Origin of the sequence: Pseudomonas putida NBRC 14164 (assembly GCF_000412675.1) — a bacterium.
GTDB classification, from domain to species: domain Bacteria; phylum Pseudomonadota; class Gammaproteobacteria; order Pseudomonadales; family Pseudomonadaceae; genus Aquipseudomonas; species Aquipseudomonas putida.
In genome coordinates, this window is record NC_021505.1 from 4880847 (window position 1) to 4899715 (window position 18869).

Here is an 18869-nt window from a genome sequence, read left to right on the forward strand (position 1 = left end):
TTCCTCTTGTTAGTTACAGGTCTTGGTTGCCTGTTATTGGGGCCGCTTCGCGCCCCATCGCGGCACAAGGCCGCTCCTACAGGGACCGTGCTGTGCCGGAACTATCAGCGGCCCTTTACACTTATCTGTGGTCCAAGGCCTGCTGCAAGGCCACACCGGCCCCCAGCAAACCGGAAAATTCCGCCGTCACCAGCCACACCGGCACACCGGCGAAGTAACCACTCATGCAGCCCTTGTCGGCAAAACTCGCGGCAAACCCGCTACGCAGGAACAGTTCGGCAAAACGCGGAATCACGCCGCCGACAATATAGACCCCGCCTCGCGCGCCCAGGGTCAGCACATTGTTACCCGCCACACGCCCAAGGAACCGGCAGAACTGCTCGACCACCGCCAGCGCCCGTGGCTCGCCGCCCAGCGCTGCGTCAGTAATCTGCGCCGGGGTCTTGTGCCTGGGTGTATCGCCATCCAGCGCACAGATTGCCTGGTACAGCCGCACCAGGCCACCGCCACTGAGCACGGTCTCGGCACTGACATGGCCGATCTGCCCGTGGATCTGTTGGTGGATTGCCGCTTCGCGGGCATTGCCCACCGGCAGGTCGACATGGCCGCCCTCCCCCGGCAAGGCCTGCCAGTGCTGATCGCCCAGGCGCAGCAGCGAGCCCACGCCAAGGCCAGTGCCTGGCCCGATCACCAACGCTGGCCGCGACGGGTCGGCCTGACCAGGGCACACCTCGCGAAACTCCCCTTCGCGCAGGCGGGTCATGCCCAGCGCCATGGCGGTGAAACCGTTGATCAGCAACAGCCGTTCAACCTGCAAGGTCTTGCAGAAAGCCGTACGGCTAAGGCGCCAATGGTTGTTGGTAAAGCGAAATTCATCGCCATCGACCGGCCCTGCTACCGCCAGGCATACAGCCGCCAACCCGCCGCGGGCGATACCTTGGCCTTCGAGATAAGCCTCGATAGCCTGCTCCGGGCTGGTGTAGTCCGCAGTGGCGAAGACTTTTACCTCATGCAGCTGGTTGTCACGCCACAACGCAAAACGGGCATTGGTGCCACCAATGTCACCAACCAGCAGGTCCTTCATTTGAGGTTCTCCAGGGCCGAGGTGAAGGCACTCGCGCCCTGTTCTGCCGGGCTGAACGCCATTCGCATGAAGCCGAACAGCTCGCGCCCGCAGCCCAGGTCATTGCCCTGGGGGGCCGGCGGCAGGTCGCGGCTGGCCAGTTCTTCGGCCGACACCATGACCCGCAATGTGCCTTCGACGCCATCGACCCGCACGATATCACCATCGCGCACCCGCGCCAGCGGGCCGCCGTCATACGCCTCGGGGCAAACGTGGATGGCCGCCGGGATCTTGCCCGAGGCACCGGACATGCGCCCGTCGGTGACCAGCGCCACTTTGTAGCCACGGTCCTGCAGCACACCGAGGAAGGGTGTGAGCTTGTGTAATTCGGGCATGCCGTTGCAACGCGGGCCCTGGAAGCGCACCACGGCGACAAAGTCGCGTTCCAGCTCGCCGGCCTTGAACGCATCGGCCAGCGACTGCTGGTCCTGGAACACGCGCGCCGGGGCTTCGACCACTTGGTGCTCGGGGGCGACAGCAGACACCTTCATCACGCCACGGCCCAGGTTGCCTTCCATCACTCGCAGGCCGCCTTCGGCCGAGAACGGCCGCGCCACCGGGCGCAGGATGCTTTCGTCCAGGCTCTGTTGCGGCCCCTCGCGCCACACCAGCTTGCCATTGTCGAGGAACGGCTCCTGGGTATAGCGGCGCAGGCCGTGGCCAGCCACGGTGTTGACATCTTCGTGCAGCAGCCCGGCATCCAGCAGTTCGCGAATCAGGAAGGCCATGCCACCGGCGGCCTGGAAGTGGTTGATGTCGGCCTTGCCGTTGGGGTAGACGTGGGACAGGGTTGGCACCACCTCGGAGAGGTCGGCCATGTCCTGCCAGGTCAGCTGGATACCTGCCGCCTGGGCGATCGCCGGGATATGCAGGGTGTGGTTGGTCGAGCCGCCCGTGGCGTGCAGGGCGACAATCGAATTGACCAGTGCCTTCTCGTCGACGATTTCGCCCAATGGCATGAAACTGCCGCTGGCCTTGGTCATGCGCGTGACCTGCTGCGCGGCCTCGGCGGTGAGGGCGTCGCGCAGCGGCGTGTACGGGTTGACGAACGAGGCGCCCGGCAGGTGCAGGCCCATCACTTCCATCACCAGCTGGTTGGTATTGGCGGTGCCGTAGAAGGTGCAGGTACCCGGGCTGTGATAGGAGTTCATCTCCGACTCCAGCAGCTCTTCACGGCTGGCCTTGCCTTCCGCATAACGCTGGCGCACATCGGCCTTCTGCTTGTTGGAAATGCCGGACACCATCGGCCCGCCCGGGACAAATATGGTCGGCAGGTGGCCGAAGCGCAGCGCACCCATCATCAGGCCTGGGACGATCTTGTCGCAGATGCCCAGCATCAGCGCGGCATCGAACATGTTGTGCGACAGCGCTACCGCCGTGGACATGGCGATGACTTCGCGGCTGGCGATGGCCAGCTCCATGCCAGGCTCACCCTGGGTCACACCGTCGCACATGGCCGGCACGCCCCCCGCGAACTGCCCGACCGAACCGACCTCGCGCAGTGCCTGCTTGATCTGCTCGGGGAAGTGCAGGTACGGCTGGTGGGCAGACAACATGTCGTTGTAGGCCGAGACGATAGCCACGTTGGCCGCGTTCATCAGGCGCAGAGTCTGCTTGTCCTCGCTGCCACAGCCGGCCACGCCATGGGCGAAGTTGGCGCATTGCAGGCTGGCACGCATGGGGCCTTCACTGGCCGCGCCGCGAATCAGCTGCAGGTAGCGTTCGCGGGTGGCTCGGCTGCGTTCGATCAGCCGCTGGGTGACCTCAAGGATGCGCGGATGCATGTACTGGACTCCAGGCTAATTGTAAGGGCGGTTTACCGGGCATTTCCCCTCCAAACGATTGCGGCCTAGGCTCAAGCAAAGGAGCCTGCTGCATCGGTGGAGGCGCATCGCCCAACCACTCGTTGTATGTTTAAACAAAATACTGCCACTAAAAAGGCTTGTTTTCTATCGGCTAGTGAATAATCTTGTAATTCCAACAACAAAACCGTTTCAGTGAAGCTCCTTTTTGCCACAGGTTTCACTCGGACTGCCAGAGGTACTGCCATGACCCTACGCATCGCCATCAATGGATTCGGCCGCATCGGTCGCAACGTCCTGCGCGCACTGTATACCCAAGGCTACCGCCAGGACCTGCAGGTCGTCGCCATCAACGACCTGGGCGACAGCGCCATGAATGCTCACCTGCTCAAGTTCGACAGCGTGCACGGCACGTTCGAAGCCACGGTCGAGGCCGACCACGAAAGCCTGACGGTCAATGGTGACCGTATCGCGGTCAGTGCCATCCGCAACCCGGCCGAACTGCCCTGGAAGGCCGAGGCGATCGACGTGGTGTTCGAGTGCACAGGGCTGTTCACCGACCGCACCAAGGCCGCTGCACACCTTGCGGCAGGGGCGGGCAAGGTAATTGTCTCGGCGCCGGCCAAAGGTGCCGATGCCACCGTGGTGTACGGGGTAAACCATGACATCCTGCGGGCCTCGCACCAGGTCATTTCCAACGCCTCCTGCACCACCAACTGCCTGGCACCGATCGCCCAGGTGCTGCACCGCGAGTTCGGCATCGAGCAAGGCCTGATGACCACCATTCACGCCTACACCAATGACCAGGTGTTGACCGACATGTACCACAGCGACCCGTACCGGGCGCGCTCGGCCACCCAGTCGATGATCCCCAGCAAGACCGGCGCCGCCGAGGCCGTGGGCCTGGTGCTGCCGGAGCTGGCCGGCAAACTGACCGGCATGGCAGTGCGGGTGCCGGTGATCAACGTGTCGCTGGTGGACCTCACCGTCAACCTCAAGCGCGAGGCCACGGCTGAGCAGGTCAACCAACTGTTCCTCGAAGCCAGCCAGCATTCCAAGGTATTGGGCTACAACGCGTTGCCATTGGTTTCCTGCGATTTCAACCACAACCCGCTGTCGTCGATTTTCGATGCCAACCATACCCGGGCCAACGGGCGCATGCTCAAGGTGCTGGCGTGGTATGACAACGAGTGGGCGTTCAGCAACCGCATGCTGGATAACTGCCTGGCGTTGTGCCAGGCCCGCTAAGACCTGGCACGCTGCTTGTGGGAGCGGCCTTGTGTCGCGATGGGCTGCGCAGCGGCCCCCTGCAATATTTGCTGCGTAGCTGAGATTCCGGGGCTGCTACGCAGCCCATCGCGACACAAGGCCGCTCCCACAAGGGACCGCACAGGGCGGGAACTCACAATCTTTACCTTTTCCTAACATTTCCACACTTGACCAACGCGACGGATGATAAGCATTATCATTAACCTTTCGTCGGCCAGGTCCCCCCGTGAGTCAGTCCCGGTTCAACTCCGTCTTCCTCATCCAGCGCCTCACCCTGTTGCGTACCTTGCAGCGCATGGTTGGCAACCCCAGCACGGCCGAAGACCTGCTGCAGGAAACCTACCTGCGGGTGTCCCGCGCCCTGGGCGAGCGGCCCATCGAACACATCGAGCCGTTCGTGTTCCAGACCGCGCGCAACCTGGCACTGGACCACCTGCGCGCACGCCGGGTGCAGGCACGCATGCTGGTCGACGACGTGCCCGACGAAGTGCTGCACAGCGTGGCCGCACCCGCCTCCAGCAGCGAGGATGCCGCCCACGCCGAGCAGCTGCTCAAGCACCTGAGCGTCAGCCTCAACCAGCTGAGTGAACGCCAGCAGCGCATTTTCATCCTCAGCCGCCTGCACGGCGCCACCTACCTGGAAATCGCCGAACAACTCAGTGTTTCGCCCAGTACGGTGCAAAAGGAACTGAAACTGATCATGGCGATCTGCATGGGTGTTGCCGAACGCCTCAAGTAAGCTGACCGCAGGCGAACGGCGACGCAAAGCCCTTGCCACACCCCGTCTTAGCCTTGATCATTCGCAAAAAACCATTCAAGGATTCACCGTGACCGACAGCCCTGCCCCTCGCCCGTCACCTGCCGGGCCTAGTGCCCGTGCTCGTGCCATGGACGAGGCGCTGGACTGGCTGGTGCGCCTGCAATGCGCCGATGCCGCAGACACACAGGCCTTTGAAGCCTGGCTGAGTGCCGCGCCAGAAAACGCCGAGGCCTATGTCGAGGCAGAAGCACTGTGGAACGGTATGCCGTTGCACCAGGCGGCCACGCAGATGCACCAGCAGCAACGCCGCTCGTGGCGCGGGCGCCTGCGCAGCCACTGGAAACCCCTGGCCACCGCTGCAGTGTTGCTGGTCGGGCTGTTCACCGTCGGCAACCTGCCTACCCGCCTGCAGGCCGACCACCTGACCGTGGTGGGCGAGCGCCAGCGCCTGCAACTGGCAGACGGTGCAAAAGTGCTGCTCAACACCAACTCGGCATTTGCCAGCGACCGCCGGGACGGCCGCCAGGTTGCTCGCCTGCTGCAGGGTGAGGCCTACTTCCAGATACCCGAGGGCGCACTGCTGCCGCTTGAGGTAGAGGCCGGGCCGTTGCGCGCACAGGTGCGCGATACCGACTTTGCCGTGCGCTACCTCGATGGCGAGGCTCAGGTGCGGGTGCAACGCGGCGATGTCGACCTGCAAGGGGCACGCGACCAGCGCATCCGCCTGAGTGCCGGCGACAGCATCAGCGTGGGCCCGAAGGGCTTCGGCCAGCGCCAACGCGCCGACATGCAAAAAGACCTGGCCTGGGTTGACGGCCGCCTGGTATTCGAGAATTGCCCGCTGAGCCAGGTGCTGGCTGAAGTGCGGCGCTACTATCCCGGCTGGATCATCAACCGCAATGCCCAGCTCGAAGACGTTGCAGTCACCGGCAACTACCGCCTGGACCAGCCCTTGGAAACCCTGCGCGCACTGGCCCATATCACCTCGGCACAGCTGCATGAGTACCCTGCCCTGGTGATTCTTAACTGACCCCGAAATTATTTTTACGCGATCGCCCTGCCCCGCCCGTCTCGTTATAGCCAATGCAACTGATTCTTGTTTGAAAACGAGAACAGCAATCACCTATAACAGCCCGCGCATCAGGGAGCGCTTTCGATGTCCACTGGTCCTACCCGCACGTCCACCCTTCCCCGCCGAACCGGGCAACTGTCCCTGTTGACCCTGGCCCTGCTCGCCAGCGGCGCTTGCAGCCTGCCAGCGCTGGCCGCCGAACCGGCCCAGGCCAGCAGCCCGCGCATGGGTGACTACCGCTTCAGCATCGGCCAGCAGCCGCTGGTGTCGGCGATCAATGCCTTCAGCCAGGTCACCGGCTGGCAAGTCGGCTTCAGCGCCGAGCTGGCCGACGGCGTGGCTTCGCCGGGTGTACAAGGCTCGCTGCCGCCAGATGCCGCCCTCAAGCGCCTGCTGCAGGGTACCGGGCTGAGTTTTCGCAAGATCAGCAACGGCAACGTGGTGCTTGAGCGCCAGGCTGGCGGCAACGTAATCGCCCTGCAGCAGGTGACCGTCAGCGCCACCCGGAGTGCCCAGGACGTCAGCCAGGTGCCAAGCACCGTCAGCGTGCAGACCCGAGAGCAGCTGGACCGGCAGAACGTCAACAACATCCAGGACCTGGTGCGCTACGAGCCGGGCGTATCGGTGGCCGGTACCGGCCAGCGCAGCGGCCTGAACGGCTACAACATCCGTGGTATCGACGGCGAGCGGATCCTCACCCAGGTCGACGGTGTATCGATCCCGGACAGTTTCTTCTACGGCCCCTACGCCCAGACCCAACGCAACTACGTCGACCCGGAAATCGTCAAGCGCGTGGAAATCCTCCGCGGCCCGGCCTCGGTGCTGTACGGCAGCAATGCCATCGGCGGCGCTGTGAGCTACTTCACCCTCGACCCCGACGACATCATCAAGCCCGGCAAGGACGTGGGTGCGCGGCTGAAGACCGGCTACAGCTCGGCCGACGAAAGCTGGCTGACCTCCGCCACCGTGGCCGGCCGCGAGGGTGATTTCGATGGCCTGCTGCACCTGAGCCAGCGGAACGGCCACGGGACCGAAACCCACGGCAGCCACAGCGGTGCCGGCCTGTCGCGCACCGAAGCCAACCCGATGGACGTGCGCACCACCAACGTGCTGGCCAAGCTGGGCTGGAACTACGACGACGACGCGCGCCTGGGCTTCACCTACGAGCGCTACAAGGATGACCGCGACCAGAACATCCTCAGCGCGGTGGGCGGGCCGTTCATTCCGGGCTTTGGCGGCATGGGTTACTACAAGGCGCGCAGTGGCAACGACACCATCACCCGCGAGCGCTTTGGCATCAACCATGAGTTCGGCCTGGATTCGCTGGTCGCTGACCACGTCAAGTGGAGCCTCAACTACCAGATCGCCAAGACCGACCAGCACACCGAAGAAGTCTACGCACCGCCTGGCCGCCAGGTACTGCGCACGCGTGACACGACCTACAAGGACCGCCAGTGGGTCTTCGATGCCCAGCTGGACAAGGCATTCAGCATCGGCGCCACCGACCACCTGCTGACCTATGGCACCACGATCAAGCACGAGAAAATCACCGGTACGCGCAGCGGCACGGGCACCTGCCTGGCCGTGGGCTCCGGTTGCTCCGCTGCAGGCGCCGAACGCCCGGCAGACGGCCAGGTTCTGGTCAGCGACTTCCCGGACCCGACCGTGAACACCTACAGCCTGTTCGTGCAGGATGAAATCCGCTGGAACAACTGGACCTTCATGCCCGGTGCGCGCTACGACTACACGCGCATGGAACCCAAGTTCACCGACGAATTCCTGCGTGGCCTGGAGTCCACCGGCACGGCACCCACCTCCCAGGACGACTCGGACAAGAAGTGGCACCGCGTCTCGCCCAAGTTCGGCCTGACCTACGCCTTCAACGACAATTACACCTGGTATGGCCAGTATGCCGAAGGGTTCCGTACCCCGACCGCCAAGGCCATGTACGGAAAGTTCGTGAACCTCGAGGAAGGTTACCGCGTAGAAGGCAACCCAGGCCTGGAACCGGAAAAGAGCAAGAGCTATGAAACCGGCCTGCGTGGCAACTTCGACGCGGGTAACTTCGACGTCGCGGTGTTCTACAACAAGTACCGCGACTTCATCGACGAAGATGCGGTGCAAAGCGCCAATCTGGAACAGACCTTCCAGGCCAACAACATCAAGCACGCCACCATCAAGGGTGCCGAGGTCAAGGGCCGCCTGAACCTGGATCACTTCGGCGCGCCGCAAGGCGTGTATACCCAGGGTTCGATTGCCTACACCTATGGTCGCAACGATGACACCGGTGAGCCGCTGAACAGCGTCAACCCGCTGAAGGGCGTGTTCGGCCTCGGTTACGAGCAGCAGAACTACGGCGGCCTGCTGAGCTGGACGCTGGTCAAGCGCAAGACCCGTGTCGACGACTCCAGCTTCTACTCGCCAGACGGTTCGAGCTCGAAGTTCCGCACCCCGGGCTACGGCGTGCTGGACCTGACCGGCTTCTACAAGGTGACCGACGACGTGACCATCAACGCCGGCCTGTACAACCTCACCGACAAGAAATACTGGCAGTGGGACTCGGTGCGCAGCTACGACGGCCAGGGTGAAGCCGCTGTGACCCAGCCAGCCAACATCGACCGCCTGACCATGCCGGGGCGCAACTTCGGTATCAATGTGGTTTGGGATATCTGATCCCTTCCGCCTGTACCGGCCTCTCGCGGGCACGCCCGCTCCCACAGAAACATCACAGGTCCACGGCCTGCGTTGAACCTGTGGGAGCGGGCGTGCCCGCGAAGAGGACGGTACAGACAACACTACAACCCAGTTTTTTTACTGTCCCGCCGCCGCTGTTTCGTCTTGTATCTAGACGCCCCTCTTTCCAAGGACTGCCCCATGACCGAACGCCCAGCCCTGCGCTCCCAGCGCCTGAACCAGATCACCCACGCCCCGCACGCCGAGCTGGATGCCCTGGTCAAATCCCACGCGCCCTTCGACAGCCGCGAAAGCTTCGCCCGCTTCGTCGTTGCCCAGTACCTGTTCCAGTCCGAGCTGCAAGCCCTGTACAACGATCCGCAGCTGAACGCCATAGTCCCCGACCTGGCCGAGCGTTGCCGTGCCGACCAGGCCCGCCTGGACCTCGCCGACCTCGACACCGAAGTGCCAGCCGCCGTGCCAGGCGCCGTGGGCAAGCCGAGCCTGGGCGAGGCAATGGGCTGGATCTTCGTCTCTGAAGGCTCCAAACTGGGCGCTGCGTTTCTGATCAAGCGTGCCGTGGCCCTGGAGCTTTCCGACACCTTCGGTGCCCGCCACCTGGGCGAGCCAGCCGGTGGCCGTGCCGAAGGCTGGAAGCAGTTCACCCGCATCCTCGATGGCCTTGAGCTGTCGGCTGAAGAGGAAGCCGCTGCCGAACGCGGTGCAGTTGCCGCCTTCGAGCGTTTCACCGAACTGCTCAAACATGCCTATGCTGCGGATGCCGCGCTGGTCTGATACGCCGTAACCGGCCACCCTACCGGTGGCCGAACCGCTTTTTGCAGTGAGACCATGACCCGACCTGCCCGCTCGAAGATCGCCCGCCTGTTGTATGGAATCCTGGCTTACGTGAGCCTTGGGGTGGGCTTGGTCGCGATCGTCATACCCGGTTTGCCGACCACCGAATTCATCCTGCTGGCCGCCTGGGCGGCGACCCGCAGCTCGCCGCGCCTGTCTGCCTGGCTGGAGAACCACCGGCTGTTCGGGCCGATTCTCTACAACTGGCGCAACGGCAAGGTGATCCAGCGCCGGGCCAAGGTAAGCGCTACCATCAGCATGCTGCTGTGCGCGGGCCTGATGCTGACGTTTCTGGAGCACCACTGGCCCGTGTTCCTGGCAATCGCCGGCATGACCTTGGGCAACCTGTGGATCTGGTCACGCCCGGAACACGCCTGCCCTGCCCCGTCACAAGCTCAACAGCCCTGAGTACAGGGCGTAGGCCGCCAGTGCAGCGCCCGCCAGCACGGCGGCGAAAATCAGCTTTTCCCATGTGGTGAACAATGCCTGGCCCTGCTCATGCTTGGCCCTGGCAAACAGGATCACGCCGGGGGCATACAGCAGCGCCGACAACAGCAGGTACTTGAGCCCGCCGGCATACAACAGCCATACGGCGTACAGCAAGGCAACCAGCGCCACCAGCAAGTCCTTGCGGCGCAGCCCCGGTTGCCCGGCGTAGGTTTCTGCACGCACAGCCAGCAGCACGGCATACGCCGCCGACCACAGGTAAGGCACCAGGATCATCGACGAAGCCAGGTAGATGAGGCTGGTGTAGGTACCGGCCGAGAACAGCGTAATCAGCAGGAAGCCCTGGATCATGCAGTTGGTCAGCCACAGGGCGTTGGAGGGCACATGGTTGGCGTTTTCCTTGGCCAGGAAGCGCGGCATGGTCTTGTCCCGCGCCGTGGCGAACAGGATCTCGGCACACAGCAGCGCCCACGACAGCAACGCACCCAGCAGCGAAACCGCCAAGCCGAGGCTGATCAGCAACGCCCCCCAAGGGCCGACGATATGCTCCAGCACCGAGGCCAGCGACGGGTTTTGCAAACCGGCCAGTTCAGGCTGGGTCATCACCCCCAGCGAAAGCACGTTGACCAGCACCAGCAGCGCCAGCACACCCAGAAAACCGATGACGGTGGCCTTGCCCACATCCGAACGACGCTCGGCGCGCCCGGAGTACACGCTGGCGCCCTCGATGCCGATGAACACGAACACGGTCACCAGCATCATGTTGCGCACCTGCTCCAGCACGCTGCCGAATTGCGGGTTGCTCAAGCCCCAGATGTCACGGGTGAAGATATCGGCACGAAAGGCGAACGCCGCAATCACCACGAACATCAGCAACGGCACCACCTTGGCCACGGTGGTCACCTGGTTGATGAACGCGGCTTCCTTGATGCCGCGCAGCACCAGAAAATGCACCGACCACAGCAGCAGTGAGGCGCAGCCGATGGCGATCGGCGTGTTGCCTTCGCCGAAAACCGGAAAGTAGAAGCCCAAGGTGCTGAACAGCAGTACGAAATAACCGACGTTGCCCAGCCAGGCGCTGATCCAGTAGCCCCAGGCCGAAGAGAAGCCCATATAGTCGCCGAAACCCGCCTTGGCGTAGGCGTACACCCCCGAGTCCAGTTCTGGCTTGCGGTTGGCCAGGGTCTGGAACACGAAGGCCAGGGCCAGCATGCCGACGGCGGTGATGCCCCAGCCGATCAGCACCGCCCCGACATCGGCACGCGCCGCCATGTTCTGCGGCAGCGAGAAGATCCCGCCGCCAATCATCGAGCCGACCACCAGTGCGATCAGCGCGCCCAGGCGCAACTTCTGTCCCGGTTCGCTCATGCATCCCCCATTTTTTTACGCGCTGTCATGCCTTTGAAACAGCCCTGCGGGCCATATACATGTGGTTACTTATAAGAGAACCCGCCACTCAAGCTATAGCACTCATAACTGCTTTGTCTATGCAACCTTCCTTAAAAGCTAGCAGCTGGACAGCAACTAGAACAGTTCCCGATAAAACTCAAAATTATTGTGAAAAATTTGCGAAAGCTTCAAAAACGGCTAGCTTCAAGCATCGCAGGCTGAACAGAGCGTTTGCTCTAGAAAGACATGGAGGTGCCAGCGCGCAAGGCTTGCAGCTTAAGCTGTCGGCACTCTCCAGGAGCACCCGTGAAGGAAATTTCCTACCTTCACGTCGCCTTAAACTGACACAAGTCAGCTTACGGCAACGGCGTCGGATTTATGCTGACGTCAACTTTCTCCTGGCAGGAGTTGTTAAATGTCTGATTCATCCGGAAAACTAAAGCTCGGCGCGTTAGTTGCACTTGTCGTCGGTTCGATGATTGGCGGCGGGATCTTCTCGCTGCCGCAAAACATGGCCGCCAGTGCAGGGGTTGGCGCTGTGCTGATCGGCTGGGGCATCACCGCGGTCGGCATGCTGACCCTGGCGTTCGTGTTCCAGACCCTGGCCAACCGCAAGCCTGACCTGGATGGCGGGGTGTATGCCTACGCCAAGGCCGGTTTCGGCGACTACATGGGCTTCTCTTCGGCCTGGGGCTACTGGATCAGCGCCTGGCTGGGTAACGTCGGCTACTTCGTGCTGTTGTTCAGCACCTTGGGCTACTTCTTCCCGATCTTCGGAGAAGGCAACACGCCGGCCGCCATCATTGGCGCGTCGATCCTGTTGTGGGCAGTGCACTTCCTGGTGCTGCGTGGCATCAAGGAAGCCGCGTTCATCAACCTGGTCACCACCGTGGCCAAAGTGGTGCCGCTGGTGCTGTTCGCGCTGATCTGCCTGTTTGCCTTCAGGCTCGACATCTTCACCGCCGACATCTGGGCCCTGGGTACACCGGAGCTGGGCAGCGTGATGAACCAGGTGCGCAACATGATGCTGGTCACCGTGTGGGTGTTCATCGGCATCGAGGGCGCGAGCATCTTCTCGTCCCGGGCGGAAAAGCGCTCCGACGTGGGCAAGGCCACGGTCATCGGTTTTGTCACCGTGCTGCTGTTCCTGGTGCTGGTCAACGTGCTGTCTCTGGGCATCATGACCCAACCGGAACTGGCCAAGCTGCAGAACCCGTCGATGGCAGCCGTACTGGAGCATGTGGTCGGCCACTGGGGCGCGGTGCTGATCAGCGTCGGCTTGATCATCTCGCTGTTGGGGGCCTTGCTTTCGTGGGTACTGCTGTGCGCCGAGATCATGTTCGCTGCCGCCAAAGACCACACCATGCCGGAGTTCCTGCGCCGCGAAAATGCCAACCAGGTACCGGCCAACGCCCTGTGGCTTACCAACGCCATGGTGCAGATCTTCCTGGTGATCACGCTGTTCTCCAACAGCACCTACCTGTCGCTGATCTACCTCGCCACCTCGATGATCCTGGTGCCCTACCTGTGGTCGGCAGCCTATGCGTTCCTGCTGGCACTGCGCAGCGAAACCTACGAGCAGGCCCTGGCCGAACGCAAGAAAGACCTGATCATCGGCGGCATCGCCCTGCTGTACGCCATCTGGCTGCTGTACGCCGGCGGCGTGAAATACCTGCTGCTCTCGGCCCTGCTCTACGCACCTGGGGCGATTTTGTTCGCCAAAGCCAAGCGTGAAGTTGGCCAACCTATCTTCACCAACGTGGAAAAACTGATCTTCGCAGCCGTGGTCATTGGCGCCCTGGTGGCAGCTTATGGCCTGTACGACGGCTTCCTGACCCTTTGACCCACGTCTTCGTTCAATTGGAGGAATGAAACCATGTCCGCTGAAAAACAGAAGTACGGTGTCCACTCCGAAGCCGGCAAACTGCGCAAAGTGATGGTTTGCTCGCCGGGCCTGGCGCACAAGCGCCTGACGCCGAGCAACTGTGACGAGCTGCTGTTCGACGATGTGATCTGGGTCGACCAGGCCAAGCGTGACCATTTCGACTTCGTCACCAAAATGCGCGAGCGCGGCGTGGATGTGCTGGAAATGCACAACCTGCTGACAGACATCGTGCAGCAACCCGAAGCCCTCAAGTGGATCCTTGACCGCAAGATTACCTCTGACACCGTGGGTGTCGGCCTGACCAACGAGGTGCGTAGCTGGCTCGAAGGGCTGGAACCACGCCACCTGGCAGAGTTCCTGATTGGCGGCGTGGCAGGCCAGGACCTTCCAGTCAGCGAAGGCGCCGAAGTGATCAAGATGTACAACAAGTACCTCGGCCACTCCAGCTTCATTCTGCCACCACTGCCTAACACCCAGTTCACCCGCGACACCACCTGCTGGATCTACGGTGGCGTGACGCTCAACCCGATGTACTGGCCTGCGCGACGCCAGGAAACCCTGCTGACCACAGCCATTTACAAGTTCCACAAGGAATTCACCGGTGCTGACTTCCAGGTCTGGTATGGCGACCCGGACAAGGATCACGGCAACGCCACCCTAGAGGGCGGCGACGTGATGCCGGTCGGCAAGGGCATCGTGCTGATCGGCATGGGTGAGCGCACCTCGCGCCATGCCATCGGCCAACTCGCTCAGAACCTGTTCGAGAAAGGCGCGGCCGAGAAAATCATCGTCGCCGGGCTGCCGAAGTCCCGCGCGGCGATGCACCTGGACACCGTGTTCAGCTTCTGCGACCGCGACCTGGTGACGGTATTCCCGGAGGTGGTGAAAGAGATCAAGCCATTCATCATCACCCCAGACTCCAGCAAGCCCTATGGCATGAACATCGCGCCGCAGGATGCCTCGTTCCTCGAGGTGGTATCCGAGCAGTTGCTGGGCAAGAAAGACAAGCTGCGCGTGGTCGAGACCGGCGGCAACAGCTTTGCCGCCGAGCGCGAACAGTGGGATGACGGCAACAACGTGGTGGCCATCGAGCCGGGCGTGGTCATCGGCTATGACCGCAACACCTACACCAACACCCTGCTGCGCAAGGCCGGCATCGAGGTCATCACCATCAGCGCCGGCGAACTGGGCCGGGGCCGGGGCGGCGGCCACTGCATGACCTGCCCGATTGTGCGTGACCCGATCGACTACTAACGACCATTGCACCCGGCCGCGCCCACAAAGTGCCGGCCGGGACACTACCGGACTCAAGGAGAAGCAATCATGGCGTTCAACATTCACAACCGCAACCTGCTCAGCCTGGAACACCACACCAACCGCGAACTGCGCTACCTGCTGGACCTGTCCCGCGACCTCAAGCGTGCCAAGTACACTGGCACCGAGCAGCAGCACCTGAAGGGCAACAACATCGCGCTGATCTTCGAAAAAACCTCCACCCGTACCCGCTGCGCCTTCGAAGTGGCGGCTTACGACCAGGGCGCGAACGTTACCTACATCGACCCCAACTCTTCGCAGATCGGCCACAAAGAGAGCATGAAGGACACCGCCCGCGTGCTCGGGCGCATGTACGACGCAATCGAGTACCGTGGCTTCAAGCAGGAAATCGTCGAAGAGCTGGCCAAGTTTGCCGGCGTACCGGTGTTCAACGGCCTGACCGATGAGTACCACCCCACCCAGATGATCGCTGACGTGCTGACCATGCGCGAGAACAGCGACAAGCCGCTGCACGACATCAGCTACGCCTACCTGGGCGACGCCCGCAACAACATGGGCAACTCGCTGCTGCTGATTGGCGCCAAGCTCGGCATGGATGTGCGCATCGCCGCGCCAAAGGCACTGTGGCCGCATGACGACCTGGTCGAGCGCTGCAAGAAGTACGCTGAGGAAAGCGGCGCCCGCATCACCCTCACCGAAGACCCGAAAGCGGCGGTCAAGGGTGTGGACTTTGTTCATACCGACGTGTGGGTTTCGATGGGCGAGCCGATCGAAGCCTGGGGTGAGCGCATCAAGCAGCTCAAGCCTTACCAGGTGAATGCCGAGCTGATGAAGTCCACTGGCAACCCACGGACCAAGTTCATGCACTGCCTGCCGGCGTTCCATAACTCCGACACCAAGGTAGGCAAGCAGATCGCCGAACAGTACCCGGACCTGGCCAACGGCATCGAAGTGACTGACGACGTGTTCGAGTCGCCGGCCTGCATCGCCTTCGAGCAGGCGGAAAACCGCATGCACACCATCAAAGCGATCCTGGTGTCGACCCTGGCTGACCTCTGACACCCACCCCGCTCCTGTGGGAGCTGGCTTGCCGGCGATGCAGGCAACCCGGTGCATGGCACCGGCTTCGCCGGTGATCGCCGGCAAGCAAGCTCCCACAAAGGATCGAGGTGCTCACCCCATCTGCGTAAAGGACATTCCCCATGCGTATCGTTGTTGCATTGGGCGGCAACGCCCTGCTGCGTCGCGGCGAGCCCATGACCGCTGACAACCAGCGCGCCAATATCCGCACCGCCACCGAACAGATCGCCAAGATTCACCCTGGCAACGAACTGGTCATCGCCCACGGCAACGGTCCGCAAGTCGGGCTGCTGTCGCTTCAGGCACTGTCCTACAAGCCTGACGAGGCTTACCCACTGGACGTGCTGGGTGCCGAAACCGAAGGCATGATCGGCTACATGATCGAACAGGAACTGGGCAACCTGCTGGCCTTCGAGGTGCCGTTCGCCACCCTGCTGACCCAAGTGGAAGTGGACGCCAACGACCCCGCCTTCAAGGACCCGACCAAGTTCATCGGCCCGGTCTACAGCAAGGACGAGGCCGAGCGCCTGGCCAAAGAGAAAGGCTGGGTGGTCAAGGCCGATGGCGACAAGTACCGCCGTGTGGTGGCCAGCCCGAAACCCAAGCGCATCTTCGAAATCCGCCCGATCAAGTGGCTGCTGGAAAAGAACAGCATCGTGATTTGCGCAGGCGGTGGCGGCATCCCCACCATGTACGATGAAAACCGCAAGCTCAAAGGTATCGAAGCGGTCATCGACAAGGACCTGTGCTCGGCACTGCTGGCCGAGCAATTGGAAGCCGACCTTCTGATTATCGCCACTGACGTCGATGCAGCCTACATTGACTGGGGCAAGCCGACGCAAAAAGCCATTGCCCAGGCCCACCCGGACGAACTCGAACGCCTCGGCTTCGCCGCCGGCTCCATGGGGCCGAAGGTGCAAGCAGCCAGTGACTTTGCCCGTAACACCGGCAAGGTGGCGGTGATCAGTTCACTGGAAAACATTGAAGACATTGTCAAAGGTACTGCCGGCACACGGGTTTCCACCGAGAAGCCTGGGATCAGCTACCGTTGAATGCAGTTGGCGGGTGCCTGGCGCCCGCCGTTTTCGATCTTCCAAAGGAGCTAGCCATGGCCCAGTACCACCCTGGTCATGTACATATCGAGCGCTCTGCGCTGAACAGTGCCGACCACAGCTATGACCTGAACATCGAGTACGAGGCAGTGTCGGACCCCAAGGAAGGCAGAGGCATTCAGTTCCGCATGCATGGCAGCATCGAAGGCAAGCCTGTGGAAGAAAAGTTCTTCCTCGCCAAGGACCAGGTGCTGCCAAGCTTTCTCATGCTGCTGACTCGCAAGGCGCAGTCGTATCTGGCGCCGCCGAAGAAATTCGAGACCCTGAGCTCGCCGCACAAACTCTACGACTATATGTTTGCGGACATTCGCGAAAAGCTCGATGTGAAATCGGGCGACCCGATCAAGCCTGAACATCTCGAGTGAATTCAAGATCTCGGGGCTGCTTTGCAGCCCATTCGCGGCACAAGGCCGCTCCTACAGGAGAATGCATAGACTTTGTGGGAGCGGCCTTGTGTCGCGATGGGGCCGCACAGCGGCCCCGGCGATGTTAAGGCATACTACCGCCCTCCCCGGCCACCACCTTTCGCCTCCTCATGCGCATCCACGTCAGCTTCATCGACCGCGTCGGCATCACCCAGGAAGTCCTCGCCCTGCTCGGTGCCCGCCACCTCAACCTGGACGCCGTGGAGATGGTCCCGCCGAACGTCTACATCGACGCCCCCACCCTCAGCCCCGCCGTGCTAGAAGAACTGCATGATGCACTGTTCGAGGTGCAGGGCGTGCAATCGGTGGACGTGGTCGACATCCTCCCCGGCCAGCGTCGCCACCTGCAGCTCGATGCCCTGCTGGCAGCTATGAGCGACCCGGTGCTGGCAGTGGACAGCGCAGGCCTGGTGCTGCTGGCCAACCCGGCGCTGATCGCCCTGTGCGGCCGCGAATCCGCGGGGCGCTCGGTGGGTGAACTGTTCGGCGACCCCGCGCTGCTGCAAGCGCTGCTGGACAACAACTTCCACCTGCCCATGCGCGAGATGCAGCTCAACGGCCAGAGCCTGCTGCTGGACGCCATGCCGATCACCAACGCCGGTGGACTGCTGACGCTGTACCCCCCGACGCGCATGGGCGAACGCCTCTCGGCCCTGCACCACGACCATGCCGAAGGCTTCGATGCCCTGCTCGGCGAGTCGCCCGCCATCCGCACGCTCAAGGCCCGCGCCCTGCGCGTGGCGGCGCTCGATGCACCGCTGCTGGTGCATGGCGAAACCGGCACCGGTAAAGAGCTGGTGGCCCGCGCCTGCCATGCCATCAGCAGCCGCCATGCGGCACCGTTCCTGGCCCTGAACTGTGCCGCACTGCCCGAAAGCCTGGCCGAGAGCGAGTTGTTCGGTTACGCCCCTGGCGCCTTCACCGGCGCGCAACGCGGTGGCAAGCCCGGGCTGATGGAGCTGGCCAACCAGGGCACGGTGTTCCTTGATGAAATTGGCGAAATGTCACCGTATTTGCAGGCCAAGCTGCTGCGTTTCCTAAGCGATGGCAGCTTCCGCCGGGTAGGCGGCGACCGCGAAGTGAAGGTGGATGTGCGCATCATCAGCGCCACCCACCGCGACCTGGAGCGCATGGTCGCCGAAGGCAGCTTCCGCGAAGACCTGTTCTACCGCCTCAACGTGCTCAACCTGCAGGTACCGCCCCTGCGCGACAGGGGCCAGGACATCCTGATGCTGGCGCACTTCTTCATGCAGCAAGCCTGCACGCAGATCCAGCGCCCAGCCTGCCGGCTGACCCCCGCCACCCACTCTGCACTGCTGGCCAACCCTTGGCCGGGCAACGTGCGCCAGCTACAGAACGTGATTTTCCGCGCTGCTGCCATCTGCGAGGGCAACCTGGTGGATATCGGCGACCTGGACATTGCCGGCACCTCGGTGGCCCGCGGGCAGGACGGCGAAGTGGCCAGCCTGGAACAGGCCGTGGGTGATTTCGAGCGGGAACTGTTACAGCGCCTGTATGCCAGTTACCCGTCGACGCGGCAACTGGCCGGGCGCTTGCAAACTTCGCATACCGCTATTGCCCAGCGACTACGTAAATATGGAATACCCGGGAAACTTTGATACGTGTCGTCAAAACCGACAGCTCATTCAGACTTTTCCTCGCCGTGTAGCCGCAATTGACTGGAGTGCTCGCCGTAGAATGG

At 62.6% G+C, this 18869-nt stretch carries 15 protein-coding genes; 12 read left to right on the forward strand and 3 right to left on the reverse strand.

Going from position 1 to position 18869, the window contains the following annotated elements:
- Positions 1 to 121: 121 nt before the first annotated feature.
- On the reverse strand, positions 122 to 1084 hold the full coding sequence (locus tag PP4_RS21680) for a glucokinase (RefSeq protein WP_016501285.1): 963 nt from the start codon (positions 1082 to 1084) through the stop codon (positions 122 to 124).
- Complete coding sequence (gene edd / locus PP4_RS21685; RefSeq protein ID WP_016501286.1) at positions 1081 to 2907, reverse strand: phosphogluconate dehydratase; 1827 nt, start codon at positions 2905 to 2907, stop codon at positions 1081 to 1083. Before edd ends, PP4_RS21680 begins: the two co-directional genes overlap by 4 nt.
- A 264-nt stretch (positions 2908 to 3171) precedes the next feature.
- On the opposite strand from edd, the gene gap reads away from it, so the two are divergent.
- The 6 genes from gap (at position 3172) to PP4_RS21715 (ending at position 9962) form a co-directional block, all read left to right on the forward strand.
- A complete protein-coding gene (gene gap, locus PP4_RS21690) occupies positions 3172 to 4173 on the forward strand; it encodes a type I glyceraldehyde-3-phosphate dehydrogenase (RefSeq protein ID WP_016501287.1) in 1002 nt (333 codons plus the stop codon).
- A 247-nt stretch (positions 4174 to 4420) separates the two neighbouring features.
- Positions 4421 to 4933 carry an RNA polymerase sigma factor gene (locus PP4_RS21695; protein ID WP_016501288.1) on the forward strand — a complete coding sequence of 171 codons (513 nt, stop codon included), beginning with the start codon at positions 4421 to 4423 and terminating at the stop codon, positions 4931 to 4933.
- Between the two features lie 88 nt (positions 4934 to 5021).
- Positions 5022 to 5984, forward strand: a complete 963-nt coding sequence (locus PP4_RS21700) for a FecR family protein (RefSeq protein WP_016501289.1) — start codon at positions 5022 to 5024, stop codon at positions 5982 to 5984.
- Between the two features lie 126 nt (positions 5985 to 6110).
- Positions 6111 to 8699, forward strand: coding sequence for a TonB-dependent receptor (locus tag PP4_RS21705; protein ID WP_016501290.1), 2589 nt, complete (start codon positions 6111 to 6113; stop codon positions 8697 to 8699).
- Between the two features lie 201 nt (positions 8700 to 8900).
- Positions 8901 to 9494 (forward strand): biliverdin-producing heme oxygenase, encoded by a 594-nt coding sequence (locus PP4_RS21710; RefSeq protein WP_016501291.1) that lies wholly within the window; start codon positions 8901 to 8903, stop codon positions 9492 to 9494.
- A gap of 54 nt (positions 9495 to 9548) precedes the next feature.
- Positions 9549 to 9962, forward strand: coding sequence for a YbaN family protein (locus PP4_RS21715; RefSeq protein ID WP_016501292.1), 414 nt, complete (start codon positions 9549 to 9551; stop codon positions 9960 to 9962).
- Here the strand turns inward: PP4_RS21715 and arcD (PP4_RS21720) are convergent.
- The gene (gene arcD, locus PP4_RS21720) at positions 9942 to 11369 is read right to left on the reverse strand and encodes an arginine-ornithine antiporter (protein WP_016501293.1); all 1428 of its coding nucleotides are present in this window, start codon (positions 11367 to 11369) and stop codon (positions 9942 to 9944) included. The genes PP4_RS21715 and arcD (PP4_RS21720) overlap by 21 nt on opposite strands.
- Before the next feature lie 436 nt (positions 11370 to 11805).
- On the opposite strand from arcD (PP4_RS21720), the gene arcD (PP4_RS21725) reads away from it, so the two are divergent.
- From arcD (PP4_RS21725) to PP4_RS21750, 6 genes are all read left to right on the forward strand, one after another.
- On the forward strand, positions 11806 to 13233 hold the full coding sequence (gene arcD / locus PP4_RS21725) for an arginine-ornithine antiporter (protein ID WP_016501294.1): 1428 nt from the start codon (positions 11806 to 11808) through the stop codon (positions 13231 to 13233).
- Positions 13234 to 13266: 33 nt separating this feature from the next.
- Positions 13267 to 14529, forward strand: a complete 1263-nt coding sequence (gene arcA, locus PP4_RS21730; RefSeq protein WP_016501295.1) for an arginine deiminase — start codon at positions 13267 to 13269, stop codon at positions 14527 to 14529.
- Positions 14530 to 14598: 69 nt separating this feature from the next.
- Positions 14599 to 15609 (forward strand): ornithine carbamoyltransferase, encoded by a 1011-nt coding sequence (locus PP4_RS21735; RefSeq protein WP_016501296.1) that lies wholly within the window; start codon positions 14599 to 14601, stop codon positions 15607 to 15609.
- Positions 15610 to 15752: 143 nt separating this feature from the next.
- Positions 15753 to 16682, forward strand: coding sequence for a carbamate kinase (gene arcC / locus PP4_RS21740; protein WP_016501297.1), 930 nt, complete (start codon positions 15753 to 15755; stop codon positions 16680 to 16682).
- A gap of 56 nt (positions 16683 to 16738) precedes the next feature.
- Complete coding sequence (locus tag PP4_RS21745) at positions 16739 to 17107, forward strand: DUF5064 family protein (protein ID WP_016501298.1); 369 nt, start codon at positions 16739 to 16741, stop codon at positions 17105 to 17107.
- Between the two features lie 170 nt (positions 17108 to 17277).
- Positions 17278 to 18786, forward strand: a complete 1509-nt coding sequence (locus tag PP4_RS21750; protein WP_016501299.1) for a sigma-54-dependent transcriptional regulator — start codon at positions 17278 to 17280, stop codon at positions 18784 to 18786.
- Positions 18787 to 18869: the final 83 nt, after the last annotated feature.